The sequence below is a fragment of the Agrobacterium tumefaciens genome (assembly GCF_013337285.1).
Classification (GTDB): domain Bacteria; phylum Pseudomonadota; class Alphaproteobacteria; order Rhizobiales; family Rhizobiaceae; genus Agrobacterium; species Agrobacterium burrii.
Map to the genome: position 1 here is coordinate 485,990 of NZ_SUPW01000002.1, position 11,749 is coordinate 497,738.

General features: G+C 60.2%; 12 protein-coding genes. 7 read left to right on the forward strand and 5 right to left on the reverse strand.

All coding sequences use genetic code 11. The features are described from left to right. Positions 1-5: 5 nt before the first annotated feature. The 4 genes from FCH38_RS08155 (at position 6) to FCH38_RS08170 (ending at position 3,313) form a co-directional block, all read left to right on the forward strand. Entirely contained in the window at positions 6-386 is a 381-nt protein-coding gene (locus tag FCH38_RS08155) for a hypothetical protein (protein ID WP_110760159.1), read from the forward strand. Between the two features lie 167 nt (positions 387-553). Then, entirely contained in the window at positions 554-1,270 is a 717-nt protein-coding gene (locus FCH38_RS08160; RefSeq protein ID WP_153515028.1) for a ParA family protein, read from the forward strand. Between the two features lie 143 nt (positions 1,271-1,413). After that, a complete protein-coding gene (locus FCH38_RS08165) occupies positions 1,414-2,061 on the forward strand; it encodes a TetR/AcrR family transcriptional regulator (RefSeq protein WP_149900300.1) in 648 nt (215 codons plus the stop codon). 46 nt (positions 2,062-2,107) lie between these two features. After that, positions 2,108-3,313: an MFS transporter gene (locus tag FCH38_RS08170; protein ID WP_174373445.1), complete on the forward strand. Its 1,206-nt coding sequence runs from the start codon at positions 2,108-2,110 to the stop codon at positions 3,311-3,313. 72 nt (positions 3,314-3,385) lie between these two features. Here FCH38_RS08170 and FCH38_RS08175 read toward each other — a convergent pair whose 3' ends face one another. After that, the gene (locus tag FCH38_RS08175; protein WP_149900151.1) at positions 3,386-4,780 is read right to left on the reverse strand and encodes a L,D-transpeptidase family protein; all 1,395 of its coding nucleotides are present in this window, start codon (positions 4,778-4,780) and stop codon (positions 3,386-3,388) included. Positions 4,781-4,936: 156 nt separating this feature from the next. Here FCH38_RS08175 and FCH38_RS08180 point away from each other — a divergent pair, with 156 nt between their 5' ends. The 3 genes from FCH38_RS08180 (at position 4,937) to FCH38_RS08190 (ending at position 6,626) form a co-directional block, all read left to right on the forward strand. Continuing rightward, a complete protein-coding gene (locus tag FCH38_RS08180; protein WP_174373446.1) occupies positions 4,937-5,770 on the forward strand; it encodes an aldose 1-epimerase family protein in 834 nt (277 codons plus the stop codon). Positions 5,771-5,896: 126 nt separating this feature from the next. Next, complete coding sequence (locus FCH38_RS08185) at positions 5,897-6,235, forward strand: TIGR01244 family sulfur transferase (protein ID WP_149900153.1); 339 nt, start codon at positions 5,897-5,899, stop codon at positions 6,233-6,235. 49 nt (positions 6,236-6,284) lie between these two features. Beyond that, a complete protein-coding gene (locus FCH38_RS08190; protein WP_052818029.1) occupies positions 6,285-6,626 on the forward strand; it encodes a RidA family protein in 342 nt (113 codons plus the stop codon). Positions 6,627-6,790: 164 nt separating this feature from the next. On the opposite strand, the gene FCH38_RS08195 is transcribed toward FCH38_RS08190, so the two are convergent. The 4 genes from FCH38_RS08195 to FCH38_RS08210 form a co-directional block, all read right to left on the reverse strand. Further along, positions 6,791-7,555, reverse strand: coding sequence for a HugZ family protein (locus FCH38_RS08195; protein ID WP_174373447.1), 765 nt, complete (start codon positions 7,553-7,555; stop codon positions 6,791-6,793). Positions 7,556-7,742: 187 nt separating this feature from the next. Beyond that, entirely contained in the window at positions 7,743-9,392 is a 1,650-nt protein-coding gene (locus tag FCH38_RS08200) for a thiamine pyrophosphate-binding protein (protein ID WP_174373448.1), read from the reverse strand. Next, on the reverse strand, positions 9,389-10,591 hold the full coding sequence (locus tag FCH38_RS08205; RefSeq protein ID WP_174373449.1) for a CaiB/BaiF CoA transferase family protein: 1,203 nt from the start codon (positions 10,589-10,591) through the stop codon (positions 9,389-9,391). The genes FCH38_RS08200 and FCH38_RS08205 overlap by 4 nt, the downstream gene beginning before the upstream one ends. 101 nt (positions 10,592-10,692) lie before the next feature. After that, positions 10,693-11,643, reverse strand: coding sequence for an alpha/beta hydrolase (locus FCH38_RS08210; protein WP_174373450.1), 951 nt, complete (start codon positions 11,641-11,643; stop codon positions 10,693-10,695). Positions 11,644-11,749: the final 106 nt, after the last annotated feature.

Here is an 11,749-nt window from a genome sequence, read left to right on the forward strand (position 1 = left end):
GCAGAGTGACCGCGAGATTCTCACTTTTTTCGTCACTGATCGCGGTGGCGTTGTTGGGGTCGCCCGTCGTTACGCAGGCTGCTTCTTTTAAGGAACTTTCAGGGCAGGGCTACAAAGTTGGAGCCCTCTCGAGCAACAAGGCGGGAATTCGAGGCTGGAACCTGTCTAAAGGTTCTGACCGCTATTTTTGCGAGATGCGCGCGACCATGGCCTATTCCGGAAAGAATGGCATGGTGTCCTTCACCAGTGCCGGGCGCATGATTTCGCTTGATCGCAATACCGTTGAAAAAAGGCTGGGCGGTTCACTGAATCTGCCCAAATATGAAGATCTTAAAGCCGGCCGGTTACGGGCGGACGATGTGGGTTCCTGCCGTAAGCTGATGTAATCCACTGAACTGGAGAAGCCCGCGACGACCCGGTCGCGGGCTTTTCGTTGCGGGGCATAACCGTTCTTAGCTTTTTCTTAACCATGTTCGTTAAGGTTATGGAAAGCACCATGGATTGCTTCGGTGCGTGAATGAGCATGAAACGGCTCTGACCAACAGGGGGTATCATGTCAGTCATCACTTTCGCCAATACCAAGGGCGGTGCCGGAAAAACCACGGCCGTGCTGCTTCTGGCAACCGAACTGGCCCGCAGCGGCCACCGCGTGACGGTTCTGGATGCCGATCCGCAATTGTGGATTTCCCGCTGGCACGAATTATCAGGTGAGATCGAAAATCTTTCGGTGATTTCGCATGTGACCATGGCGTCGCTCGAGGGCCATATCCGCGAGAATAAAAGCAGCACCGACTGTTTCATCATCGATCTGCCGGGGGCGAAAAATCCGCTTCTGACCATGGCGCTCGGTATTTCCGACCATGTACTGATCCCGGTTCAGGGCTGCGCCATGGATGCGCGCGGCGCTGCCGAAGTCCTTGATCACATCGAATTCCTGAACCGCAAGATGGGCAAGGAGATTGCCCATTCCATCGTGCTGACGCGGGTGAACGCCATGGTGGCGACGCGTTCGCTACTGCTCGTCAAAATGCTGCTGGCCGAGAAAAATGTCTCGGTTCTCAGCACGCCGATTGTCGAGAGAGCGGCCTATCGCGATATTTTCGATCTAGGCGGGACGCTTCTCTGTCTCGATAAGAACAAGGTGAGCAACATCGACAAGGCGGTGGAGAATGCCAAGGCATTCGCGGGTGAAGTGCTCGGCCTGCTGCCGAAACGCCTGTCGCGGCTCGGCACACCACCCGCGCGCCTCTTCACCCGCAAGGCTGCCTGAAACACTGCTTTCGACATTCGATCCGTCTGCGGCGTTCATCGCCGCAGAGGCGGGATGATGTTCCAGACGATCGACTGCCGTTCGGCTCGATCGAGTGCAGTCGCGGCTTTTCCTGTCAGCTTCATTATTTGCTTGATTTGGAAATGATCGTTTCCTATATTCCGGTCATGAGCAATATCAGCCACAACCAGTCCGAGGAACAGCGCCATCGCGGCAGGCCGCGTGAGTTCGATATTGACCGCGCGCTCGATGGTGCGATCCGGGTTTTTTCCAGGCGCGGTTATCACGCCACCTCTGTGGGTGACCTTACCGATGCGATGGATCTGGCGCAGGGCAGTCTTTACAAGGCCTTCAAGGACAAGAAGGCTGTCTTCATCGCCACGATGGAGCGCTACAGGATCGTGCAGACCGAGCGTTTCGAGGCAGCGGTGGCCGGTTACGATACCGGTCGCGAACGCCTGCGGGCAGGGTTGATGTTCTATGCGGAACGGTCGCATGGCGGTGCCGGCTCTGATGGATGTCTGGTTGTCGGTGCTGCTGCCGATCTGGCGGCGCTGGATGACGACATTGCCGCCGTGGTCGAACGGGCCGTGAAGGTGAGGGAGCGGATTGTCGCTCGCCTCGTTGCCGAGGGGCAGAAGGATGGTTCGGTGCATTCGAAGGTCGATCCCGATGATCTCGCCCGCGCAATGCTGTGCATGATGTATGGCATGCGCGTGGTGGGAAAGACGGGGCGCAGCCTCAAGGACATGGTGGCCGTGGTGGATATCGCCATGAAGCTTTCCGAGTGATTTTATGTCGATTTAGGAAACGTTTGTTTCCATATTGGAGAACATGATGACGACGCGTGTAATTGAAGGGGAGGATGTTGATGCAACATCCCTTTCTCCGGCTTTGACTTTTCTGCTGGCGACAGCCTGTGGGCTGATTGCCGCCAATCTTTATTATGCCCAGCCGCTTGCCGGCATCATCGGGGCGGAACTTGGTCTTTCCGCCGGCGCGACCGGGCTGATCGTGACCCTGACGCAGATCGGTTATGGCGTCGGCCTGCTGTTCGTCGTACCGCTCGGTGATCTCATCGAAAATCGCAAGCTGGTCGTCAGTGCCGTTTCCATGGCGGTACTGTCGCTGGTGGCGGCGGCATTCGCGCCGCAGGCGGCCCCGTTTCTGATCGCGGCCTTTCTGGTTGGCGTCAGTTCCGTGGCGGTGCAGGTCATCGTTCCCTATGCCGCGCATATGGCGCCGCACGCCATTCGCGGACGGGTGGTCGGCAACGTCATGAGTGGGCTTATGGCCGGCATCATGCTGGCGCGTCCGGTCTCCAGCCTGTTGTCGGAAGTGGTGTCGTGGCGTGGTGTCTTCCTGACCTCGGCGGGCGTTATGGCGATCCTCGCTGTCGTGCTCTTCCGGCTTTTGCCTGCTCGTATGCCTGAGGCAAGACTGGGTTATGGCGCGTTGATGGCCTCGATGGGCAGGCTGGCCATGCATACGCCGCTCCTGCGGCGGCGGGCAATCTATCACGCCTTCCTGTTTGCCGCGTTCAGCCTGTTCTGGACCACGACGCCGCTTTATCTGAGCGGGCCGCATTTCAATCTCAGCCAGGGCGAGATCGCGCTGTTTGCGCTCGCTGGAGCGGCGGGCACCGTTGCCGCGCCGATTGCCGGGCGGATGGCCGACCGGGGCTGGACCTATGCGGCCACATTCCTTGCACTGGTGGCGGTGGCGCTCTCCTTCGCCGTCACGCATCTTGCGCCCGAAGGCTCGCATCTGGCACTCGCCATTCTGGTCGTTGCCGCCATCGTTCTCGATTTCGGTGTTACCACCAATCTGGTGCTCGGCCAGCGGGCGATCTTCACGCTCGGTGCGGAATTCCGCAGCCGTCTCAATGGCATCTATATGGCGACGTTTTTTATGGGTGGAGCGATCGGCTCTGCGGTCGGCGGCTGGGCCTATGCTGTGGGTGAATGGGGCGCAGCCTCGTGGATCGGCTTTGCGTTGCCGGTGGCGGCTTTGCTTTACTTCGTGACGGAAAAGCGCGGATAAAACTTTCTCAACGAAAAAAAGCCCGGCGGACCACAATCCGTCGGGCTTTTCTATTGTTTTTCACCGTCAGCTCTATTCCGCGAATTCGACTACGACGCCGGGGCGGACCATTTTCGCCAGTTCGGTCGCATCCCAGTTGGTGAGGCGAATACAGCCATGGCTGTTGGTTTTGCCGATCTTCGATGGTTCCGGGGTGCCGTGAATGCCGTATGTCGGCTTCGACAGGGCAATCCAGACCGTGCCGACCGGGCCGTTCGGACCCGGCGGGATCTGCAGGATCTTGTCGTTCTGGCCCTGCTTGAAGTTGATCTTCGGATTATAGGTGTAGCCGGGATTGAGCGCGATGCGCTCCACCGTGTGCGTGCCGCTCGGCGAAGGCGTATCCGTGGAACCGATGGTGGCGGGATAAGCGGCGATCAGATTGCCGTCCTGACCATAAGCGAAGACCTGCTTGATGCCCTTATGCGCGACGATGCGGGCCACCTGTCCCTTTTTCGTCTCGCCCGGATTGACCACCTTGATGATGGTGCCGGGCACCGTAAAGTCGATGCCGGGGTTCAGTTCCTTCAGGTAATTCTCATCCATGTGGAAGCGCTCGGCGAGCGCCTCGGAGGTCTTGGTGAAGGACAAAGCGGGCAGCTGCGATTTCTCGGCGTAGTCGTCCGGAATGGAGGCGACATAGGGGCCGGCGGCATCGGCAGCGCTGATGGTGTAGTCGACGATCGGCATGCCGCCCGAGGAGCGCAGACGTTCCAGAATGTCGTCGGAATTGTTCGGGTCCAGCTTTTCGCCGGTCATGTCCTGCCAGGCGGCAATCGCCTTGTTGACGTTGTCACCCATCTTGCCGTCGATTACGCCGGGGGAGATGCCTTCACGGTCGAGGAAAGTCTGAAGTGCGACGATTTCCTGACGGGAACGGTTGACCGGTGTCGTCACCGGCGTGTGGCGTTCGATCAGGTGATCCGGCTGCGGAACGGCGGCCGTGGTGCTTTCGCCGGGCATGGGCTGGCCGAGCGGCCCGCTTTCCACCGCACCGGGGCCGGGAACGGAACCGGTATAGACATTGTCGCCGGAACCGTCGCCGCGATATTCGCGATAGTCACGCACGCTGCCATTGTCTTGATAACCGTAGTCGCGTTGCGGCTCACGATACTGGCCGCCGGGGGCGGGCGGATAATAGGTTGTGTCGCGCTGCTGGCGCGCCTGCTGCCGCTGCTGCTGATAACCGGAGGGCATTTCGGTGGCGAGCAGATTGCCGTACTGGTCGTAAAATACCGTGCGACCCATCCCGTCGCGGCTGATGACGATATCGCCGCGCTCGGGCATGAAGTCGAGCACACGGCCATCCGGTGTCACCAACATCGTCTGCTGGTCGCCATAACGCTGCTGCGCGCCAGCCTGTAGCGGGGCGAAAGCCGCCACTACCGTGACTGTCAAACCCAGAGCTGCGTTAAGAAACTGTTTCACGATTCTGCTATCCTTGCTTCGTTCGCCCATAAACACACCGCAATCTTGACCCTATTGTGAAAAAGGTGAATTCGCGGTTAATGCAATCTTAATTTCCGTCACGACTAGTAGCGTTTCCGTGATTCATGCGTTTTTACTGCCACAGGAGAGGTTGTCTTGCGTTCGTTTCAGGCCGGCAGATCGCCCCATATTTTCCTCGATGAAACCTCTGTTTTCGATATTGGTTCGTCTATTGTCGATGGCATCGACATCGCGCCCGGCCGTGCCATTCCCGATGATGGCGATGCGCGTATCGACCACTCATTGGAAGGCTTCCTTTTCACCTGCGGTCCCGATCATATCCGCCATCCCGAGCCGATCGAGGGTGACGGGGAGGGGCGTCGCTATCCGTTGCATGGCTCCTTTTCCTCCCATCCCGCGACGATCATTGCCTTTGACGTTCATGAGACCAATGCATTGGCTCGCGTCGAGGTTCCCGTGAAGCTTGCCGATGGCGGGACTGCGCTGCTGGAGCGGACATGGCGCATCGATGGCGAAAGCGGCGAAGTCAGCCTCGATGACCGGGTCGTCAACACTTCAGAGCGGCCGATTCCGGTCTTTCTCATGTATCACATGAATGTCGGTGCACGTCTGTTTGACGATGCCGTGCGGCTGGAAGGCGCGATGCTGGATGGAGGCGGCCATGGCTGGCGTTTCGGGGATGAACCGGGCACCGTCTTCTGCGTTCCCGCCGGCAATGATGAATGGGCGGAATTGCGGCTTGGTCCGATTGCGGCCATCGGCGGCAGGACGCTGACCGTGCGCTTTCGCTCGGAGACGCTGCCCTATCTGCAGATGTGGCGTAACCAGCAGGACCCGGCCAATGTGCTCGGCATCGAGCCGGTTTCGCATCGCTGGGTGGGGCGGACCGAGCTTGAGGCTGCCGGCGAGTTCAATATTCTCCAGCCGGGTGAAAGCCGCTCCTTCGGCCTGCGCTTTTCCATCCTTTGAACGCCGTACCGAATGAACACGGCGCATCATTGACGCATGGGTTTTCAGCCCTTACATCGGATGCGGATTTCTAAGGATGGCGAGAGCGTGCCAGCGGCGCGGACGTCGGTTTCAGCGGAGGCAAACATGGATATCAGGCGTATAGACGACGACTATTCGGTCACGGGACAGATCAGCGTCGCCGATCTGGATGAGGTCAAGACGCTCGGCTTCAAGTCGATCGTTTGCCACCGCCCTGATGGCGAAGAAGATGGCCAGCCGCTTTTTGCCGATATTGCCGAGCGTGCCGAGCAGCTTGGCCTCACCATCATGCATGTGCCGGTCGGCCGTTATGGCGTCGATGCCGATGCCGTTGCCGGCATGGTGGATGCGCTGGACGAATTGCAGCGCCCGATGCTTGGCTATTGCCGTTCCGGCGCGCGCTCCACGGCGATCTACGAAAAGACCCATCACCTGCGCGGCTGATTTTTCGCGCATCATTCTACTTTTAAATGCCAATCAACAGGAGTTTTCCATGACCATCAAGCGTATCGAGCCAGGCAAGCGCATGAGCGGCGCCGTCGTTCACGGCAACACCGTTTATCTGGCCGGCCAGGTTGGCGAAGGCACCAGCGTGACGGAACAGAGCAAGTCGGCGCTGGCTGAAGTCGACCGCCTGCTGGCCGCTGCCGGTTCCGACAAGTCGAAGGTCCTGCAGACCATCATCTACCTCTCCGACATGTCCACCTTCGGCGAAATGAACGCTGTCTGGGAAGGCTGGATCGACCCGGCAAACCCACCGGCCCGCGCCACCAGCGAAGCAGCGCTGGCAACGCCGGACTACAAGGTTGAATTCATCGTGACCGCTGCTCTCTGAGCAACGGTTTGATTTTCCAAAAAAGGCCGGATCGCGGAATGCGACCCGGCCTTTTTTGATGGGAAATTCGAAACGCTCGTTTCGTCATCTTCGGGCTTGTCCAAGGAGCCCGAGCATGACGGAGGAGAGGCGATTGTCCCAGGTTTGTGAATCGTTTGCGCCCTTCATTTCAGAAGCAAAGCGAGCGCCTTCTCAAACTGCTTAACCGTCTTCACCCGCTCCGCAAACCACAGCCGTGCCAGATCGTTGGCCGAGGCGAGGTCGATGCCATCCGGTTCGATTGAGGTGATTGTCCAGCGGCCGGTCTTTGCACCGGCGAGAACTGCTAACCGCGATGCTTCGCCCTTGATGGCGTTGAGGCGGGTCGCCTCGCTTTCCGCCGCCGCCATCAGCTCGTGCGCGCCTGACAGATCGGTGCGCAGATCGGCGGGCGTGATGTTGCTGGCATTGCGGGCCGGGCCGCCATTGATCTGCACGCCTTCCGTCCGCAGCCGGTAAAGCCTTGTGTCGGGAAGGGAGAGATAAAGTTTCGCTTTGGGGTAACGGGCAATGTAGCGCCTGATGGCGAGTGGCGTCTCATCGGGGCTGAGCTGCTCCACCTTGCCCACCAGCGTCAGCCGCGGCAGCGTGAGCGCGTCGCCCTTGCCGAATGGCGCAAGCGTCAGCGAGATGCGCGGGTCTGCCTCCATGTTGCGGGCATGCAGCGTCAGGCCGGCCGCGAAGAAAAACGGCGTGCCATCCGGCTCGATGCCGATATTGGTGGCGGTCGTATAGGGATAGCTGCTGACCGGATCGAGCGTGGCAAGTGCCGCCGTGCGGGATGTATGCAGGACATCACGGGCAACGCGCACGGCCTCGAAAGGCGCACCGGCCGAGGGCTCGATCTTCGCGCCGCGTGGGGTGATGACGGGAGGAGCAACGTCCGGCATGTCGTATCCTGAGTTAGTGGATGCTGAAAGAAGCGTAAAATCTCTCCACGTCATGCTCGGGCCTGTCCCGAGCATCTGCAACCGATCGATTTAGCGCAACGTGGTTTGATCCTCGGGACAGGCCCGAGGATGACGTCAAGCGAGCGTCAGGATTTACACCATGCCGGAGGCATGTCCATGCGTTATGTCAGCTTTTTGTCCTGATCTGCGTCAGCGTGCGCGTCGGCGTGATTGCTTCCGGGTCCAGCTTCACTTCTATGATGGCCGGTTTGCCGCTTGCGCGCGCACGCTCGAAGGCGGCGGCGAAATCTTGCGTTCTTTCCACCGTTTCGCCGTGGCCGCCATAGGCTTTCGCAAAAGCGTTGAAATCCGGATTGACGAGATCGGTGCCGCTGACGCGGCCGGGATATTCCCGCTCCTGATGCATGCGGATGGTGCCGTAGGTGCCGTTATTCACGAGGACCGTGATAATGGGCAGGCCATAACGCACGGCGGTGATGAATTCCTGCCCGTGCATCATGAAACAGCCGTCGCCGGCAAAGCAGATCACCTCACGCTCCGGGAAGAGATGCTTGGCAGCGACTGCTGCCGGCAGGCCGTAACCCATCGAGCCCGAGGTCGGGGCCGATTGCGTGTTGTAGCGGCGGAAGCGGTGGAAGCGGTGGACCCAGGTGGCATAATTGCCAGCGCCATTGGTGAAGATGGCGTCATCAGGCACATTGGCCTCGATCCACTCCATGATCGGACCCATCTGCACCGCGCCGGGGCCTGTCTGCGGCGGCGTCGACCAGCTGAGGTAGGCCGCGTGCACGGCGGCCGTGCGGTCTGCCCAATCGTTGACCGAAAGCGAGACGGAGGCAAGGGCAGCGACGAAATCATCCGGTGCGGCGCAGATGGCGAGATCGGGGCGATAGACGCGGCCAAGCTCTTCGGCTTCCGGATAGATGTGAACGAGTTTCTGCGACGGGTAGGGAATGTCGAGCAGCGTATAACCGGAGGAGGGCATTTCGGAGAGGCGGCCACCGAGCAGCACCACGAGGTCGGCTTGCTTGATCTCCTTCGCCAGCGCCGGGTTGATACCGATGCCGACATCGCCAACATAGGAAGGGCTCAAGTGGTCGAACAGCATCTGGCGGCGGAAGGAGCAGCCGACGGGCAGATTGTGTTTTTCGGCGAAAGCCCCGAAAGTCGCGACACTCTCTTCCGACCAGCGTGTGCCGCCGATGATGAAGATCGGGCGTTTTGCCTCGCTCAGCATTTTTGAGAAGGCGGTGATCTGCGACGGGCCGGGATGCGCTTCGACGGGCGTATAGGGTTTTGCTTCCGGCGCTTCGACCTCTTCCACCAGCATATCTTCGGGCAGCGTCAGAACCACCGGGCCGGGGCGTCCGGAGGTGGCGACGGCAAAGGCGCGGGTGACGAATTCGGGAATGCGGCGCGCATCGTCGATTTCGCCCACCCATTTGGCGAATTCGGTGAAGGCGCGGCGATATTCCACTTCCTGAAACGCCTCGCGCTCGCGGGCTTCGCGCTGCACCTGGCCGATGAACAGGATCATCGGGATGGAATCCTGCCTTGCAATATGCAGGCCGGCCGAGGCGTTGGTGGCGCCCGGTCCGCGCGTCACCATGCAGATGCCGGGTTCACCCGTCAGCCGGCCCCATGTATCGGCCATCATGGCGGCGCCGCCTTCCTGGCGGCAGACCACGGTTTCGATGCCGCTTTCATAGAGCGCATCCAAAACCGCCAGATAGCTTTCGCCCGGAACGCAGGAAACGCGGGAGACGCCATTGGCCTTCAGCGCTTCGACAATCAGTTCTCCGCCCGTTCTTTTCATGGCGTGGTGGTCCTTTCGATGTTTTCCAGTTCGGCCAGCACCTGTGCCTGATGCTCTCCGAGCTTCGGGCTGGGGCGTTCATAGCGCAAGGGGGTTTGCGAGAGCACGATGGGGGTGCGAACGCCGGGAATGACGGTGCCGTCTTCCGCTTCAAGATCGACACGCAAGCCCCGCGCCTTGATCTGCGGATCGGCGAACATGTCTTCGATGGAATTGATCGGCCCGGCCGGCACGGCATTCTGCTCGCAGGTGTTCAGAAGATCGCGCTTGTACCATTTCAGCGTCTCGGTGGAAATGATCTGCCGGACTTCCACCTTATGCGCCACGCGCGCCTTGTTGGTGGCGAAACGCTCGTCATCGGCAATCGCGCCGATGCCGAGGATGTTGCAGAGGCGGCGGAACTGGCCGTCATTGCCGACCGCGAGGATCAGGAAACCATCGGCCGTCGGCACCACCTCATAGGGGGAAATATTGGGGTGGGCGTTGCCGAGCCGAACGGGCGGCTTGCCGGAAATCAGGTAGTTCATGTTCTGGTTGGCGAGCACGGCCGATTGCACATCAAGAAGCGCCATGTCGATATGCTGGCCTTCGCCTGACCGTAAGGCATGGATCAGCGCTGCCTGAATGGCTGTCACGGAATAGATGCCGGTGAAGATATCGGCAACCGCCACGCCCGCTTTCATCGGCTGGCCATCCGGTTCACCTGTTATCGACATGAAGCCCGACATGCCCTGTACGATATAGTCGTATCCGGCAAAATCGGCATAAGGCCCGGTCTGGCCGAAGCCGGTGATGGAGCAATAGATCAGCTTTGGATTAAGCGCTTTCAGGCTCTCGTAATCGAGGCCGTATTTGGCAAGCCCGCCGCGCTTGAAGTTTTCGATGACGACATCGGCGGTGCGCACCAGCCGGCGCACCAGCTCGCAGCCCTCAGGCGTCTTCAGATCGGCGACGATGGAGCGTTTGCCGCGATTGGTGGCGTGGTAATAGGCGGCGGAAAGGTTTTCGCCTTCCGCGTCTTCAACGAAGGGCGGTCCCCATGTGCGGGTGTCGTCGCCGCCTTCGGGGTTTTCCACCTTGATGACATCAGCGCCCATATCGGCCAGCATCTGCCCCGCCCAGGGTCCGGCCAGAACACGCGCCAGTTCGATGACGCGAATGCCTGATAGCGGCGGTTTCCTGTTCGGCATGTCGGTCATCTGTCCCCCGGTATTGTCGGCCTGCCGGTTTATAGACCGCTCCTTGCCCCGCCGCATGTGATTTTATCTCATGGACTTATTCCGTTTCGGCAAAGACATCCTCAGCCGTTAACGACGCGGCCGCACCAGGCGGCGAAATCCGCCGCTACCGCCTGCCAGCCGATCTCGTTCAGCGTTTCGTGCCGCATGCCCTTGTAGATGGTGTGTTCGACATGGCTGAAGCCGGCTTGCCGAAACCGCTCTGCGAGCCAAACGATCTCCCTGCCGTCATTGGTAGCGGCGTCCTGGTCGCCGCTGACCAGCAAAAGCGGCAATGTCTTCGGCAGGCGTTCGATGAGTTTCGGGGCGCGATAGGAGAGTTCGAAGACGTCCTGCCACAGGGAAACGCTGGCCTCGAACTGGCAGAGCGGGTCTTCGACATAGGCGTCCACTGCCAACCTGTCATGGCTCAGCCAGTCGGCATGGGTGCGCCTTTCCGGCATTTTTGCATTCCAGGCGCGGAAGGTGGCTTTCGGCAGGATGGCGCTCGGCACATCGGAGCCTTTCAGCATTTTTTCAAGCCGCAGCACCACCTGTGCGAGACGACCCATCACGCCGGGATTGAGATTGGAATTCCAGATCGACAGGCCATCGAAGGCATCCGGATGGCTGACGGCCGTGTTGAGCGCCACGAGGCCGCCCATGGAATGGCCGAACAATATTACCGGCAGGCCGGGGTGTCTTTCGCCGACCATCCGGCGCATCGCCATGACGTCGGCGACGACCTTTTCCGCACCATCTTTCCAGGCGAAGCGGCCGATCGGCGCATCCGCCGCTTTCGTGCGGCCGTGGCCACGATGGTCATGGGCATAGACCTCGAAACCCTGCTGCGACATGACGTCGGCAAAACGGCGGTAACGGCCGGCATGCTCCACGAGGCCATGGCAGATCATCAGCACGCCGCGGGCCGGGGCGAGGGTGGAAGGCTGGTGGCGGAAGGCGATGGATGCGCCGGAGGGGGCGTCCAGCCTCTCTATCCCGCTGAAGGCGAAGTTATCCGTCGTCTCATTCATCATCTCACCCATCGTGTCATCACGCAGCTTGTCATAATCATGGGGTCATAATCGTGCCAGAGGTTGCCCCAAGGTCCTATTTACCCTACATAGCGGCAAATTTCCC